Source organism: Pseudomonas zanjanensis, from assembly GCF_014268745.2.
GTDB lineage: Bacteria > Pseudomonadota > Gammaproteobacteria > Pseudomonadales > Pseudomonadaceae > Aquipseudomonas > Aquipseudomonas zanjanensis.
On sequence record NZ_JABWRB020000003.1, the window covers coordinates 476,055 to 491,929 of the forward strand.

Sequence of the window (15,875 nt, forward strand, 5' to 3'; positions counted from 1 at the left end):
TCGTCAGATCCAGGAATGTCGGGCCGGCAAGGTGCCGTTCAGGTGGTAGGCGCCTATCGCGTGATATTTCCAGCGCACCGGGTCGTGCAGGGTATGGACCCGGGCGTTGCGCCAGTGGCGATCGAGGTTGAATTCAGCGAGGGTGGCGCGGCTGCCGGCCAGTTCGAACAGTTTTTCGCTGGCTTGCAGGGCGATCTCGGTGGTGAGCGCCTTGGCTTCGGCCACGGCAATCGAGGCGCGGGCGGACGATTGCGCCGTGATGGGGGCGGCGCTGACCTGGTCCAGTACCTGTCCAGCCTTGCGCAGCAACGCTTCGGCGGCGTGCAGTTCGATTTTCAGCTTGCCGATGTCGGCGATCACGTAGAGGTCATCACGGGCCCGGTCGACCTTGGCGTCGATCCAGGGCCGGGCCCGTTCGCGCACGAAGGCGATGGCATCGTCGATGGCGCCGCGGGCGATGCCGGCATCGATGGCGGCCTGAATCAGTTGGGAAATCGCCCCTTGCACACCGGGCGTATCGTTGATGCGCCAGTTATCCAGGACCAGCTCGGCATCCACCCGTACATTGTTCAGCAGCACGGTGCCACTGGCCGTGGTGCGCTGGCCGAAGCCCGACCAATCGTCGACGATCCGCAGGCCCGGGGTGCCGCGCCGCACGAACGCCAGCACCTGCCGGCCCTCGTCGTTCAGCGCCTTGACGGCGACCCAGTGGGCAAACAGCGCCCCGGTGGAATAGAACTTCTGGCCATTGATGACAAACCCATCACCGTCGGCGCGGATCCGGGCCTTGAGTTCAAGGGTATTGCGAGTGCCACGTTCGGGCCCGGCGTTACCGATGCGCCAGCCTTCGAGCACGCTTTGCAGCAGGATTTTCTTCTGCCGCTCGGTGCCGGTGCCGAGAATCAGTTGGAGCACGCCAAATTGGTTTTGCGGAATCTGCCCGAGGGCCGGGTCGGCGGCGGAAATGATCGCGAACACGTCGGCCAGGGTGACGAATGAAACCTGCGGGCCGCCGTATGCCCGGGGAATGGCGATGCTGCCCAGGCCGCTGCGGGTGAATTGCTCGATTTCAGCCCAAGGCAGCTTGCGTTGCTGGTCACGACGCGCCGCTTGTTGACGGGCGACCTGTGCCAGTTCGTGGGCGGCCTTGATCGCTTCGGCATCGTTGCGCAGCACTTGTGCAGGCAACAGCAGGGGTGCGATGTCCAGGTCGCTCTGGACCTTTGCTTGCGCCAGATCCGACATTACAGCCACTCCGTGGCTGCGGGCAGTGCCTTGGCATACTGCACTGGGGTGATTGTGTTCCGTTCCATACCCACCTCACATCTCAAGAAACGCCGCGATGATTGCGGCGAGTAAAAATCAAGAATGTCCGGTGGTCCGGTCCATATACCCTAAGCGTGTATAAATTATTTTTGAACTAACTTTTAGGAATATCAATAGAGGTCTTTTGCCGAGTGATGTTGTGGCGAGGGGATTTATCCCCGTTGGGCTGCGACGCAGCCTCAAAATCTGCGACTCCGGCAACATCAGATTGCTGGATTGACTTCTTTGGGGGCTGCTCCGCAGCCCAGCGGGGATAAATCCCCTCGCCACAAAAGCTCCTCCCATAGTGCTCAATTTCGGCGGCGCGTTTCGGCGGCCATGAGCGCCTGCTTCGGTGGAATGCTCAGGTACGGGTTCGCATAACCAATCTTCAACGTCCGTGGCGGTGCCCAGTGGGAGTTGTTGCCCACGCGGTCGAGGACGCAATAGGTCACTTCCAGGCGCAGGTCTTCTCCCGCTTCCAGAATGATTTGCGGCGGGACCCAGATATTGATTGGCTGGCCGACTTCGCTGGCGGTGACCGCCGGCAGGTCCATGCGCACGTCGCCCCAGCGCAGGGTCACGGCGTCGCCGGCGGCCATGTTCAGGTAGGGTTCGATGGTCAGCGGTACGCCACGTTTGATCTGGTTCGGGTTCACCCCTTGGCGTCGAATGGCGGCGGGAATGCGCACCGGCGCCAGGCCCTGGTTTTCATCGCCGCTCAAGGCCGAGGGCTGGCCGCCGGGACAGTCGAGCTTGACCTGGACCCGTTGCTTGGTTGACAGCGCCGGCCCGCGACCAACCTGCATCACCCGATAATGGATGCGCGAGGTCCCGTTGACGATGAAACTCTCCGGGATGCGCATCGTGATGCCGTCCAGCACGTCGGCCTGTGAGAGCACGCGCGAGCCGACGTAGCAGTTGTCCCAGAACAATTCGATCAGGTCACCCGCGTCCATGCCGGGGTAAGGTGCGATGACAACTTCCAGGTGAGCGGCGCTGGCGATGTTGATGCCCGCAGGGTGGGCATTGGCCAGGGTCGGGGCGGCCAGTTCGGGACTCTTCGACTTACATGTCATGGTGTTCTCCTTGATGCTTGAAAACTAAGTCCGTTTCAGAAAGATCAAAGGCGACGGATAATACGGCCTATTTTATTTAGGCAGTTATATGGGCTGTCTGCGCTAAATCATTGCGCAACTAAAGTCATGTGCGTCGCCTGTCGGGCACTAGATAAGGGCTCTATAGTTTCAGTGTCAATAGAGTGGGTTGCTTAATAACTCATTATGAAAGGCTTCAGAAACGTCCTACGCTTTTCTGTTAAGAATACTCGGTGCCGCAGGTCGTTTTCCCAGGCTTTCCGGTATTTGAAACTCGATAAATAGTTGAGGGGGTGGTGAGGCAGAAGTTGCAAGTTGTGTCGTTTGAATTAAGTGAGTGGCGATGATGTGTTAGTTGTGTAATGGCATGACTTCCATCCCTGGAAGTGATGCACACTTACTTACTGATCGCCGTGTCCGGCAGAGAGGAACTTGCTGAGGAACTGTCGCGTGCGTTCTTCCTTGGGCGCTGCAAACAAGGCCTTGGCTTCGCCTTGTTCGACGATCACGCCTTTGTCGAAAAACACCACACGGTTGGCCACGTCCCGGGCAAAGCCCATTTCGTGGGTCACGATGACCATGGTGCGTTTTTCTTCGGCCAGGCCGCGAATGGTTGCCAGGACCTCGCCTACCAATTCCGGATCGAGGGCCGAGGTTGGCTCGTCGAACAGGATCACCGCCGGTTCCATCGCCAACGCCCGGGCAATCGCCACGCGCTGTTGCTGGCCGCCGGAAAGGCGCCGAGGGTAGGCATCCTCCTTGCCGGCCAGCCCGACCTTGGCCAACAGCTTGCGCCCCAGGGCTTCGGCTTCGGCACGGGGGACTTTTTTCACCACCTGCGGGCCTTCGGTGACATTTTCCAACGCGGTGCGATGGGGGAACAGGTTGAAGTTCTGGAACACGAAGCCCACCTGCTGGCGCAAGCGGCGCACCAGCCCCTGTTGCTGGTTCAGCGGTCGGCTGCCATCGATTTCGATGTCGCCGACCTTGATCCGGCCGCTGGTAGGCTCTTCGAGGAAATTCAGGCAGCGCAGGAACGTGGTCTTGCCCGAGCCGCTGGGGCCGATGATCGCAACCACTTCGCCTTCTTCGATCTTCAGGTCGATGCCGTTGAGCACCACCTGACCCTTGAACTGTTTTGTCAGTTTTTCCACGACAATCATGGGTCAGGACTCCTGGTCGTGCCGATTGACCCGGGCTTCCAATACGTTCTGCAGGTGCGAGAGCACGGTGGCAAGAACCCAGTAGATCAGCGCGGCGGCAAGGTACATGGTGAAGATTTCGAAGGTTCGCGCGGTGATCAACTGCGCCTGGCGAAACAGCTCCGGTACCTGGATGGTCGCCGCCAGCGCGGTGTCCTTGACCAGGGAAATGAAGCTGTTGCCCAGCGGTGGCAGGGCCGTGCGCGCGGCTTGCGGCAGGATGGCCCGGCGCAGGGTCTGCGCGCGGGTCATGCCGATACTCGCCGCGGCTTCCCACTGGCCGCGCTCGATGGAACTGATGGCGGCCCGCAGGATTTCACACGCATAGGCAGCCATGTTCAGCGAGAAACCGATAAGCGCCGCCGGCAGTGGGTCAAGTTCGAGGCCCAGTTGCGGCAGTCCGTAGTAGATCAAGAATAACTGCACCAGCAATGGCGTGCCGCGAAAGAACGACACGTACATGCGGGCGATCCAGTTGATCACCTTGAGACGCGACAGGCGCATCAGCGCCAGGCCGAACCCCAGCAGCAAGCCGAAGAACATGCCGCCGAGGCTGAGGATGACCGTGTAGTACGCGCCCTTGAGCAAGAAGGGCGCGGAGTCCAGTGCGAGTTGAAGTGCTGCTTCCATTATTGGGTGACGTCAGCGTCGAAATATTTTTCCGAGAGTTTTTTCAGCGTACCGTCGGCGCGAAGTTTTTCGATGGCTTTGTTCACGGCGGCCAGCAGTTCAGGTTCGCCTTTGCGCAGGGCAATACCGGATTCCTGGCGCGAGAAGGCTTCGCCGGCGGCCGTCGTGTCCTTGGCTTTCTTGGCGTATTCCAGCGCGGCCAGGCGATCGATCAGGATGGCGTCAATGCGGCCTACGCGTAGATCCTGGAACTTGGTCGGGTCATCTTCGTAGGTGCGCACATCGGCGGTGGGTACGTTGGCTTTGACCCACTGTTCGTAATTGGTGCCCAAGCCAACGCCGACTTTTTTACCGCCTAGGTCAGCTGCCGACTTGATGTTCAGATCGGCTGCTTTCTTGGTCAGGACCAGCGCTTGAATCCCGGAAACGGTGTACGGCTCGGAGAAGTCGTACTTTTTCTTACGTTCCTCGGAGATGGTGACTTGGTTGACCACGGCGTCCAGACGCTTGGATTCCAGGGCCGCGAGAATGCCCGCCCATGGGGTGGTCTGCAGCTTGACCTTCACACCCAGCTCCTTGGCCAGGGCTTCGGAAAACTCCACTTCGAAGCCGGTCAGTTTGCCGCTTTCATCCACGAAGCTGAACGGTGGATAAGTGCCTTCCAAGCCGATCTTGATTTCACCGGCATCCTTGATTTTCTGCAGTTGCTCACCGGCAACCGCTTGCCCCAACAGGCCGGCGCTCAATGCCAGGCCCAGCGAACCCACCAGCAGGTTGCGACGTAATGCGGAAAAATTCATGACAAGCCCCTGTATTTTCTTATGAAGAGGTTATTTTGGCTGAGATAAGGCGTAGCCGCGATCCAAAAAGATTGCCACATCCTGCCTTAAAGCAGCCTGGGCGTCTCGCGGCAAATGCGCCTGCGGCGAGACTATAGGGTGGCTTTTATAGATTGGAAAATAATATTAAATCATCTACATATTCCAAATGTGATGTCGATTCTGTGGGAGCGGGCTTGCTCGCGAAAGCTATTTGTCAGTCCAGGTGATGCTGGATGTGCCGACGCCTTCGCGAGCAAGCCCGCTCCCACAAGAGCACTTCACTAAGCCTGGAACGCTGCGTCATAGGCAAACAGCGCCGGTGCGCCGCCGGTGTGCAGGAAGATGATCGGGCCTTCGTCGAAGCGGTTGCGACCCACGCCGTCAAGCAGGCCGGCCATGGCCTTGCCGGTGTAGACCGGATCGAGCAACAACCCTTCCTGGCTGGCCAGCAGCTTGATCGCCGCCAGTGTCCCGGCGTTCGGTTCGCCATAGCGGGGGGCGAAATATTCATCCCACAGGTTCACTTTGAACGCTTCTGGCAAGGCGATTTCGAGCAACGCGGCCGTGCGCTCGGCCAGGCCCTGGACCTTTGGAAACTGGTCCTCCTCGCTGCGCGAAACCGTGACGCCAATGACCGGAAGCGCCGGCAGGCTTTCGCTCAAGGCCAACGCCAGGCCACTGTGGGTCCCGGCACTGCCCGAGGCCAATACCACGGCGGCGAACTCGATCCCGGTGTCCTTGATCTGCTCGGCCAGTTCCAGGCCGGCGCGTACATAACCCAGCGCACCCAAGGCGTTCGAACCACCAATCGGCACCAGGTAGGGTTTTTTTCCATTGCTGCGCAGGCGACCGGCGAGGGCCTGCAATTGCTCATCGGCGTTGTCCAGGTTTGCCACCAATTCGACCTTGGCGTCGAACAGCTCCAGCAGCAGCCGGTTGCCATTGCCCAGGTAATTGCTGTCTTCGGTGCCGATGGGGTTTTCCAGCAAGGCCACGCAACCCAGGCCGAGCTTCGCGGCGAGGGCGGCGGTCTGGCGTACGTGGTTGGATTGGATCGCCCCGGCGGTGATGAGGGTATCGGCGCCCTGGGCGATGGCATCGGCGGCCAGGTATTCGAGCTTGCGCAGTTTGTTGCCGCCCAAGGCCAGGGGCGTCAGGTCGTCGCGCTTGATATAGAGGTCGCGGCCGAGCCAGGTGGAGAGGCGGTCGAGTTTTTCCAGCGGTGTCGGATGGCCGAGCAGGTCGAGACGGTTAAAGCGAGACAGCTGTTGTTTGATCATGGGTCCGTACTGGTTGTAGGCGATGCCTGGACTATAGGCATGCGGATATTCAGGGGCAACCGGCATGTTTTTGTCCGAGCTTGGATCTGGCGACACCGCCCGCTTGTCCTGTACTTGACCTGTGGGAGCGGGCTTGCTCGCGAAAGCGATCTGTCTGTACCGATGATGTTGGATATGCCGACGCCTTCGCGAGCAAGCCCGCTCCCACATTGGGATTGCCGCTAATGAACGAATGCTCTACTGGCACCGTCATACCCACCCGTAAGCTAGTGTAGGAAACATGCCGTTTAGCCCTGCGATTAGTCCTTAGCTGCCTATTCATGTTTAACTTGAACGTTCATTCAAGTTAAACCGTCGGTTTGCTGCCCGCTCACAACAGGAGGCTTGCCTTTGCCGAGTCCGTATTTCACTGCCGCCCTTTCGCTTCCCGAGGTGCCTCGTCCATGAGCGCTTCGTCCCTTCCACCCAGCGGCCTGGTCCGCATGAACCCGCCGGTCTTTTACTTCGCCGCGACTTTCATTCTGCTGTTCGGCCTGGTGGTCATTGCCATGCCCGCCCAGGCCGGCGCCTGGTTGCTGGCGGCGCAGAACTGGGCGGCCAATACGGTCGGCTGGTACTACATGCTGGCGATGACGCTGTATCTGGTCTTCGTGGTGGTCACCGCCTTGTCCGGCTACGGCAAGATCAAGCTCGGTGCCGACCACGACGAGCCCGAATTCAGTTATCTGTCCTGGGCCGGCATGTTGTTCGCCGCCGGCATCAGCATCACGCTGTTTTTCTTCTGCGTGTCCGAGCCGCTGACTCACATGGTGCAGCCACCCCAGGGTGAAGCCGGTACCGCGCAGGCAGCGCGCCAGGCCATGCAGATCTTGTTCTTGCACTGGGGCCTGCATGGCTGGGGCGTTTTTGCGTTCGTCGGCATGGCCCTGGCGTACTTCGCCTACCGGCACAATTTGCCCCTGGCCCTGCGCTCGGCGCTTTACCCGCTGATCGGCAAGCGCATCAACGGTCCCATCGGTTACGCCGTGGACGGCTTCGGCATTATCGCGACGGTGTTCGGCCTCGGCGCGGACATGGGCTTTGGTGTGCTGCACCTCAATTCCGGGCTCGATTATCTGTTCGGCATCGCCCACACCCAATGGATTCAGGTCGGCCTGATCGTGCTGATGATGGGGGCGGCGATCATCGTCGCCGTGGCCGGCGTCGACAAGGGCGTGCGGGTCATGTCCGACATCAACATGCTGCTGGCCTGCGCGTTGTTGCTGTTCGTGTTGTTCGCCGGCCCGACCCAGCATTTGCTCAACACCTTGATCCAGAACATCGGCGATTACCTCGGCGCCCTGCCGATGAAGAGTTTCGATCTGTACGCCTACAACGAACCCAGCGACTGGCTGGGTGGCTGGACGGTGTTCTACTGGGCCTGGTGGATCGCGTGGTCGCCGTTCGTGGGGCTGTTCATCGCGCGGATTTCCCGTGGCCGCACCATCCGTGAGTTCGTGTTTGGCGTGTTGCTGATTCCCCTGGGGTTCACCTTGGCGTGGATGTCGATCTTCGGCAACAGCGCCATCGACCAGGTGTTGAACCACGGCATGAGCGCCCTGGGCATGTCCGCCCTGGAAAACCCATCGATGAGCCTTTACCTGCTGCTGGAGACCTACCCCTGGAGCAAGACCGTCATCGCGGTCACGGTGTTCATCAGCTTCGTGTTTTTCGTCACGTCCGCCGACTCAGGCACCGTGGTGCTGTCGACGCTGTCGGCCAAGGGTGGCAACCCCGACGAGGACGGGCCGAAATGGTTGCGAGTGTTCTGGGGCGCGATGACCGCCCTGGTGACCAGTGCGTTGTTGTTCTCCGGCAGCATTGATGCCTTGAAGTCGGCGGTGGTGCTGACGTCCCTGCCGTTCTCGCTGATTCTCTTGCTGATGATGTGGGGCCTGCACAAGGCGTTCTACCTGGAGTCCCAGAAGCAGATCGCACAATTGCATTCCCTGGCACCGGTCTCGGGTTCACGTCGGGGCACGGGCGGCTGGCGCCAACGCTTGAGCCAGGCGGTGCATTTCCCGTCCCGTGATGAGGTGTACCGTTTTCTCGACACCACGGTGCGCCCGGCCATTGAAGAAGTGACCGCGGTGTTTGCCGAGAAGGGCCTGACGGTGGTGACCCAGCCCGACCCGGCCAACGACAGCGTCAGCCTGGAGATTGGCCATGGCGAGCAGCATCCGTTCATCTACCAGGTGCAGATGCGCGGCTACTTCACGCCGTCCTTCGCCCGTGGCGGCATGGGGTCCAAGCAATTGAACAACCGTCGTTACTACCGCGCCGAGGTGCACTTGAGCGAAGGCAGCCAGGATTACGACCTAGTGGGCTACACCAAGGAGCAAGTCATCAACGACATCCTCGACCAGTACGAGCGGCACCTGCAGTTCCTGCATTTGGTGCGGTGACCCAAAGGGACCGCAGTGCCTAATGCCTGTCAGTTAAGTAGATGCCACAGGCAAACATACAAACCGTGGCGAGGGAGCTTTCTCCCGCTGGGCTGCGTAGCAGTCCCAGAACAGGGCCGCTTCGCGACCCAGCGGGAGCAAGCTCCCTCGCCACAGAACTAAACCTCAGACCAGCCCGCCATTGGCCCGCAAGATCTGTCCATTCACCCAGCCCGCGGCCGGGCTCACCAGGAACGCGATGATGCTGGCAATGTCCTGCGGCTGGCCGAGGCGCTCCAGGGGCGGCATCTTGGCGTAGTGTTGCACCTGCTCCTCACTCTTGCCGTGCATGAACAACTCAGTGGCGACCGGGCCGGGAGCTACGGCATTGACCGTGATCTGGCGACCGCGCAGTTCCTTGGCAAATACCTGGGTCAAGGATTCCACCGCCGCCTTGCTGGCGATGTACACCGAGTAGCCGGGCAGGTTCAGGCCTACGGTGCTGCTGGAAAAATTCACGATCCGGCCGCCGTCGTTCAGTCGGCTCGCGGCTTCGCGCAGGGTGTTGAAGGTGCCACGGGTGTTGATGGCGAACGTCTGGTCGAACAACTCGTCGCTGTGCTGCGCCAGGGGCATTACTTGGAGGATGCCGGCGTTGTTGATCAACACATCGACCTTGCCCAACTGCGCTTCGGTCTCATCGAACAGCCGACGCACATCGGCGGCGGAGGATACGTCGGCTTTGACCGCTATGGCTTGGTGGCCGGCCTGGCGCAATTGCACCACCAGCTTGGACGCTTCGCTGGCGCTGTTGGCGTAATTGACGACAACGGCGAAGCCTTCGCTGGCCAGGTGCTTGGCGATTTCGGCGCCGATGCCGCGGGAGGCGCCGGTCACGATGGCAACTTTCGAGTTTTGAACAGTCATGTGAGGGTTCCCTTTGTTGTTGAGGCTTGAGTCGTTGAAGCCAGATTCACATGTTTACTCTTGGCGATAAATGCCGGAAAGTTGCCTTGACTGTTCAACATTTCCCAACAATCAGAGCGCAGGATTCAGATGGATCAGGTCAAGGCAATGAGGGTGTTTGTCCGCATCTACGAGCGCAGCAGTTTCACCCTGGCCGCTGAAGACCTGAACATGCCCCGGGCCACGCTGACCCACACACTCAACCAATTCGAAGCCTGGCTGGGCGTGCGTTTGCTGGAGCGCAGCACCCGCAAGGTGCGCCCGACCCTCGACGGCGAAGCCTATTACCCGCGTTGCGTGCAATTGCTGGCGGAGCTGGAAGAAGCCGAGCTGGCGTTTCGTGGCGTGGCGCCCAAAGGCAAACTGAGAGTAGACCTGCACGGCACCCAGGCTCGGTATTTCGTCATTCCGGCGTTGCCACAATTCATGGCCCGCTACCCCGAAATAGAACTGTTCATCAGCGAAGCGGATCGTTTCGTCGACCTGATTGCCGAGGGCGTCGATTGCGTGTTGCGCTCCGGTACGCTGGCGGATTCGTCATTGATCGGCCGGCGTGTCGCCAATCTTCGGCAGATCACCTGTGCCAGTCCCGGTTACCTGCGCCAGTACGGCGAACCGAAAAGCCTCGATGACCTGAAACATCACCGGGCAGTGAATTACGTCTCGCGGACCACCGCCAAGCTGTATCCATTCGAGTTCATGGTCGATGGCGAGCTCAAGGAAGTTCCGATCGGGGGCACATTGTCGGTGTCCGGCGCGGAAATCTACGCCGCCTCGGCCATCGCCGGCCTGGGCCTGATCCAATGCCCGCATTACCGAATGGAAGAGCCGATCCGGCAGGGCCTGATGCAGGAGGTCCTCACCCACACCCCACCACCGTCCATGCCGGTGTCGGTGCTCTATCCGCACAACCGACTCATGTCGCCGCGGGTTCGCGTATTCGTGGACTGGGTGGCGGAGGTGTTTGCGCAGGCGCGTTAACGTGGTCCCCGATTTCCTCGCACTGCAAAACCCTGTGGGATGGGTACCAAATTCCGGCCATTGCCAAGCCCCCGTGGCGAGGGAGCTTGCTCCCGCTCGGCTGCGCAGCAGTCGTAAAATCAAACAACGCGTTCTGCCTGTCAGCATGCTGGGGCCCTGCTGCGCAGGCCAGCGGGAGCAAGCTCCCTCGCCACGGGTTCTGGGTTGTCTGGGCAGATGCGTTCGCGAGCAAGCTCGCTCCCACACTTGATTCGCGAACTTTCCGCCTGACCGAGGCGTCTGTGAAATGTTAGCTTCTGCCTCCAGCCGTCCGAACAGAGAGCCTTTTCGATGACCTACACCGCTGCGCAAAACCGCTACGAGTCCATTCCTTACCGCCGCGTCGGGCGCAGCGGGCTGGTGCTGCCGGCGTTGTCGCTGGGGTTGTGGCATAACTTTGGCGACAGCACGCCCATCGACACCCAGCGCGCCTTGCTGCGCACGGCGTTCGACCTGGGCATCAACCATTTCGACCTGGCGAACAATTACGGCCCGCCCTACGGCAGCGCCGAGATCAATTTCGGCCGCTTGCTACGCGAAGACTTCAAGCAGTACCGCGATGAGTTGATCATCTCCAGCAAGGCCGGTTGGGACATGTGGCCGGGGCCTTACGGCCAGGGCGGGGGCTCGCGCAAATACGTGCTGGCCAGCCTCGACCAAAGCCTGCAGCGCCTGGGGCTGGACTATGTGGATATCTTTTATTCCCACCGTTTCGACCCCGATACGCCCCTGGAAGAAACCGCCAGTGCGCTGGCCACTGCGGTGCAGCAGGGCAAGGCGCTGTACATCGGCATTTCCTCGTATTCCGGAGTGAAGACCCGGGAAATGGCGGCGCTGCTCAAGGAATGGAAAGTCCCCTTGCTGATTCACCAACCGGCCTACAACCTGCTCAACCGCTGGGTGGAAAAAGACCTGCTGGATGCCACCGAGGAATTGGGTACGGGTGTGATCGCCTTCACCCCCTTGGCCCAAGGCCTGCTGACCGACAAGTACCTCAAGGGCGTTCCGGCCGATGCCCGAGTGAATCGTCCGGGGGGCGGTTCGTTGCAGGCTTCGCACTTGTCGCAGGAGAACCTTGCCCACGTGCGGGCGCTCAATGAGATCGCCCAGCGACGCGGCCAGAGCCTGGCCCAGATGGCCCTGGCCTGGACTTTGCGCGACCCACGGATCACCTCCGCCCTGATCGGCGCCAGCCGGCCGGAGCAGATCATCGAGAACGTCGCGGCGTTGCAGAATTTGAGTTTCAGCGCCGACGAACTGGCCGAGATCGACCGGTTTGCCCAGGAAGGCGGGATCAATCTTTGGGAGAAGCCTTCGTCGGCTGAGTAACGCAAGTAGGGTGCACACAAATCCCTGTGGCGAGGGAGCTTGCTCCCGCTGGGCCGCGAAGCGGCCCCAAACCCATTCAACACTGCGTATCAGGAAAAGCAGTGGGGCAGGTTTTGCGACTGCTGCGCAGTCGAGCGGGAGCAAGCTCCCTCGCCACGGGGATATGCGTTACCCCGGAAAAACATTCGGGCAAGACACTCACCTGAAAAACGGCACATCCCCCAACACCGTCGCACGGTGCATCACCCTCCGGGCAGGGCGGTAGTCGTCCACGGCAAAATGCTGGGTGACGCGGTTGTCCCAGAACGCCACGTCGTTGACCTGCCATCGCCAGCGCAGGGTGAACTCCGGGCGGGTGGCATGGGCGAAGAGCAGTTTCAGGATCACCTCGCTCTCGGTGTCCGACAGCTCGTTGATGCGCGTAGTGAAGCCTTCATTGACGAACATCGACCGTCGCCCGCTCACCGGGTGAGTGCGGATCACCGGATGGGACAGCGGCGGGTTTTTTCGCCGTGCTTCTTCCCAGCGCGCCAGGTCCTCGGCGCTATTGCCAAACCGCTCCAACGGAAACGAGCGGGTGAAATCGTGGATCGCCGTCAGGCCTTCCAGCAAACGTTTCATGGGCGTCGACAAGGCTTCGTAGGCGGCGATGCCACTGGCCCACAACGTATCGCCACCCACCGCCGGTAGCAGCTTGGCGCTGAGCACCGCGCCCAGGGCGGGCGTCGAGAGAAAGGTCACGTCGGTGTGCCACACGGCGTTGTCGCGCACATCGGTGACGGCGGTGTCGAGTACCAATACTTCGGGCTGCTCCGGCACGTTGGGGTAGATCGGATGAATGTGCAGGTCGCCAAAATACGCGGCGAAGCGTGCCTGCTGGGGCGGCTCGATCGGCTGGTTGCGGAAAAACAATACCTGATGCTCAAGCAGCGCCTGCTCAACGGTGTCGCGATCCGCCAGGCTCAGCGGCTGGCTGATGTCGATCCCATCGATCTGCGCGCCGAGGGCGGTGCTCAAAGGCGTAATGGTCGGACGGTTCATCGCAATGTTCTCGGTCTGGGGCGCCGAATGGTCGGCGTGGTCATTGGATATCAATGGATCTGGCCGTGCCACGGCACCAGTTTGCGTTGCAGGGCGCGCAGGCCCATTTCCATGGCGAAGGCGATCAGTGCGATCACCAGGATGCCCAGCACCACCACGTCAGTAACGAGGAACTGCGCCGCCGACTGCACCATGAACCCCAGGCCACTGGTGGCGGCAATCAGTTCGGCGGCCACCAGCGTCGACCAACCCACACCCAGGCCAATGCGAATGCCGGTGAGAATGTCCGGCAGGGCACTGGGCACGATCACATGGCGAATCAACTGGGCCCGCGTGGCACCCAACGATTGCGCCGCGCGCAGTTTGGCCCGATCGACCGTGCGCACGCCGGTGGCGGTGGCAATGGCAATCGGGGCGAAGATCGCCAGGTAGATCAGCAGCACCTTCGACAGCTCGCCGATGCCGCACCAGATCACGATCAACGGCAGGTACGCCAACGGTGGAATCGGCCGGTAGAACTCGATCAACGGATCGAGCACGCCGCGCGCGATGCGGTTGGCGCCGATGGCGATGCCTACCGGCACCGCCGTCAGTACCGCGCACAACAGTCCCAGGCCAATGCGTTCAAGGCTGGCGGCCAAGTGCTGCCAGAGGGTGGAATCCATGTAGCCGCGAGTCGCCAGCAGCCAGCCTTTTTCCAGCACGGCCGACGGTGAGGGCAGGAACAGCGGTTCGATCAGGCCGCTGGCGGTGACTGCCCACCAGATCACCAGCAAGGCGATCAGGGTCAAGCCGCTGATCCAGCGCGTGCTCAGGTGGAGTCTCAAGCCACGGGCCGTGGGCTTGGTCGCCGCGTCACGGACCACCGCTGGAATTTCATAGCTGCTCATGCGCGCTCCTGTGGCCGAGTGGTGCTGCGTTGGGAGAACACTTTGGCGAGCACATGCTCGCGGGTTTCGATGAAGCGCGGGTCGGACTTGATCGAGCGCGCCGATTCCCCGGCCCCGTAGCGCTGGCCGAAATCCAGGCTCAGGCGCTCGACGATTTGCCCCGGGTTCGGTGCCAGCAGAATCAAGTCAGTGGCAAGGAACACGGCTTCTTCAATGTCATGGGTGATCAGGAACACCGGCTTGGCGGTGCGCTGCCAGACCTGCAGCAACAGTTCCTGCATCTGCTCGCGGGTGAAGGCATCCAGGGCACCGAACGGTTCGTCCATCAACAGCACGCGAGGGTCGGCCGCCAATGCCCGGGCCAGGCCAACACGTTGTTTCTGGCCGCCGGAGAGCTGCCAGACGCGGCGTTGCTCGAAGCCGGCCAGGTCCACCAGTGCCAGCATTTCCCGAGCCCGGGCTTCGCGCGTTTGCTTGGCGACCCCGGCCAGTTCCAGGCCGAACCCAACGTTTGCCAACACGTCCTGCCAAGGCAGCAGCGCATCGTCCTGGAACACCACGCCGCGCTCGGCGCCCGGGCCCTTGACGGGTGTGCCGTCGAGGGTGATCTGTCCGGCGCTGGGCTCGACGAACCCGGCAATCAGGTTCAACAGCGAGGTCTTGCCGCTGCCGGACGGGCCGAGGGCAACCAGCAATTGCTTCGGCCCCAGGGTCAGGGATATATCCGCCAGCACCGGTTCCGTCGCGCCGGGGTACTGTGCGCTGATGCGCTCCAGCTGTAGCAAGGCCATCGCGTGTCTCCCTTTTTCGATCAGCGAGTGATGTATTTGGCGCTGACGTACGGTGCGTAGTCCGGCAGCACGGCGTCGACCTTGCCTTGCTCCTTCAGGAACGCCGCGGTGTCGGTGATGGCTTGGGTAGTCGGCGCGCCGAGGCTCACGACCTGATCGGCTGCCAGGGGGAAGACGTTGCCTTGCAGCAACAGCGGGATATCGCTGGCCTTGGCGCCGGAAAGCTTCACCAGTTTGTCGACGTTGGACGCATCGGCCAGCCAGGCCTGCGGGTCCTTGCGGTACTGGGCGTAGGCATCCAGGGTCACTTTGGCGAAGGCGGTGACAATCTCGGGATGCTTCTGGGCGAAGTCCTTGCGCACGATCCAGGCGTCGAAGGTCGGTGCGCCGAACTTGGCCAGCTCCGCGGAGGTGATCAGCACCTTGCCGTTTTCCTTGGCCACGCCCAGGGCCGGGTCCCAGACATAAGTCGCGTCGATGTCGCCACGCTTCCAGGCAGCGATGATGGCCGGTGGCGCCAGGTTGAGCACGGTGACTGTCGACGGGTCGATGTTCCAGTGCTTCAACGCGGCGAGCAGGCTGTAGTGGCCCGTGGAGACGAACGGCACGGCGATTTTCTTGCCGATCAGGTCTTTTGGTGAATTGATGCCAGAGCCGTCACGCACCACCAAGGCTTCGGCGGCGCCGATCTGCGTGGCGATGAGGAAGGTTTCCACCGGGACCTGGCGGGTAATGGCCGCGGTCAACGGGCTGGAACCGAGGTAGCCGATCTGCACATCGCCCGAGGCAATGGCAGTGATGACGTCGGCGCCATTGTCGAACTTGCGCCAGTCGATCTTGGCTTGGGTGGCTTTTTCATAGGCGCCATCGGCCTGGGCGACTTTGGCCGGGTCGACGGTGGTCTGGTAAGCGACGGTCAGGTCGGCCGCCTGGGCAAAAAGACTCGTTGCAGCCAGGGAGGCGGCTGCGAGAAGGCGAAGGGGGAAGCGCAAAGACATGGGGAAGCTCCTCAACAGGCCGCCGGGAGTTCGGCGTTGGAGGAGACTAAATGATCTAAGAATTAGAAAATAAATAACTTTT

14 protein-coding genes are annotated in these 15,875 nt (G+C 61.3%); 3 read left to right on the top strand and 11 right to left on the bottom strand.

What is annotated here, in order from left to right:
- Positions 1-3: 3 nt before the first annotated feature.
- The 6 genes from HU715_RS21830 to HU715_RS21855 all read right to left on the bottom strand — a co-directional run bounded on the left by HU715_RS21830 (position 4) and on the right by HU715_RS21855 (position 6,335).
- Positions 4-1,245 carry an SfnB family sulfur acquisition oxidoreductase gene (locus HU715_RS21830; protein ID WP_186707317.1) on the bottom strand — a complete coding sequence of 414 codons (1,242 nt, stop codon included), beginning with the start codon at positions 1,243-1,245 and terminating at the stop codon, positions 4-6.
- Between the two features lie 371 nt (positions 1,246-1,616).
- Positions 1,617-2,384 carry a hypothetical protein gene (locus tag HU715_RS21835; protein ID WP_186707316.1) on the bottom strand — a complete coding sequence of 256 codons (768 nt, stop codon included), beginning with the start codon at positions 2,382-2,384 and terminating at the stop codon, positions 1,617-1,619.
- 419 nt (positions 2,385-2,803) lie between these two features.
- Entirely contained in the window at positions 2,804-3,565 is a 762-nt protein-coding gene (tcyN, locus tag HU715_RS21840; RefSeq protein WP_186707315.1) for an L-cystine ABC transporter ATP-binding protein TcyN, read from the bottom strand.
- Positions 3,566-3,568: 3 nt separating this feature from the next.
- Entirely contained in the window at positions 3,569-4,234 is a 666-nt protein-coding gene (gene tcyL, locus HU715_RS21845; RefSeq protein ID WP_186707314.1) for a cystine ABC transporter permease, read from the bottom strand.
- Complete coding sequence (gene tcyJ, locus HU715_RS21850; protein ID WP_186707313.1) at positions 4,234-5,034, bottom strand: cystine ABC transporter substrate-binding protein; 801 nt, start codon at positions 5,032-5,034, stop codon at positions 4,234-4,236. Before tcyJ ends, tcyL begins: the two co-directional genes overlap by 1 nt.
- A 302-nt stretch (positions 5,035-5,336) precedes the next feature.
- Positions 5,337-6,335: a D-cysteine desulfhydrase gene (locus HU715_RS21855; protein ID WP_186707339.1), complete on the bottom strand. Its 999-nt coding sequence runs from the start codon at positions 6,333-6,335 to the stop codon at positions 5,337-5,339.
- Between the two features lie 482 nt (positions 6,336-6,817).
- Here HU715_RS21855 and betT point away from each other — a divergent pair, with 482 nt between their 5' ends.
- Positions 6,818-8,779, top strand: coding sequence for a choline transporter BetT (gene betT / locus HU715_RS21860; protein WP_186707338.1), 1,962 nt, complete (start codon positions 6,818-6,820; stop codon positions 8,777-8,779).
- Between the two features lie 165 nt (positions 8,780-8,944).
- On the opposite strand, the gene HU715_RS21865 is transcribed toward betT, so the two are convergent.
- Positions 8,945-9,685: an SDR family oxidoreductase gene (locus HU715_RS21865; RefSeq protein WP_186707312.1), complete on the bottom strand. Its 741-nt coding sequence runs from the start codon at positions 9,683-9,685 to the stop codon at positions 8,945-8,947.
- 129 nt (positions 9,686-9,814) lie between these two features.
- On the opposite strand from HU715_RS21865, the gene HU715_RS21870 reads away from it, so the two are divergent.
- Both HU715_RS21870 and mgrA read left to right on the top strand, forming a co-directional pair.
- The gene (locus tag HU715_RS21870; protein ID WP_186707311.1) at positions 9,815-10,705 is read left to right on the top strand and encodes a LysR family transcriptional regulator; all 891 of its coding nucleotides are present in this window, start codon (positions 9,815-9,817) and stop codon (positions 10,703-10,705) included.
- 330 nt (positions 10,706-11,035) lie between these two features.
- Positions 11,036-12,073: an L-glyceraldehyde 3-phosphate reductase gene (gene mgrA / locus HU715_RS21875; RefSeq protein ID WP_186707310.1), complete on the top strand. Its 1,038-nt coding sequence runs from the start codon at positions 11,036-11,038 to the stop codon at positions 12,071-12,073.
- Positions 12,074-12,271: 198 nt separating this feature from the next.
- Here mgrA and tauD read toward each other — a convergent pair whose 3' ends face one another.
- From tauD to tauA, 4 genes are read right to left on the bottom strand one after another with little or no spacing between them, the layout of a single operon-like run.
- Positions 12,272-13,114, bottom strand: a complete 843-nt coding sequence (gene tauD, locus HU715_RS21880) for a taurine dioxygenase (protein WP_186707309.1) — start codon at positions 13,112-13,114, stop codon at positions 12,272-12,274.
- A 50-nt stretch (positions 13,115-13,164) separates the two neighbouring features.
- On the bottom strand, positions 13,165-14,004 hold the full coding sequence (tauC, locus tag HU715_RS21885) for a taurine ABC transporter permease TauC (protein ID WP_186707308.1): 840 nt from the start codon (positions 14,002-14,004) through the stop codon (positions 13,165-13,167).
- Positions 14,001-14,795: a taurine ABC transporter ATP-binding subunit gene (tauB, locus tag HU715_RS21890; RefSeq protein WP_186707307.1), complete on the bottom strand. Its 795-nt coding sequence runs from the start codon at positions 14,793-14,795 to the stop codon at positions 14,001-14,003. The genes tauC and tauB overlap by 4 nt, the downstream gene beginning before the upstream one ends.
- A 20-nt stretch (positions 14,796-14,815) precedes the next feature.
- Positions 14,816-15,793 carry a taurine ABC transporter substrate-binding protein gene (gene tauA, locus HU715_RS21895; RefSeq protein WP_186707306.1) on the bottom strand — a complete coding sequence of 326 codons (978 nt, stop codon included), beginning with the start codon at positions 15,791-15,793 and terminating at the stop codon, positions 14,816-14,818.
- Positions 15,794-15,875 lie beyond the last annotated feature (82 nt).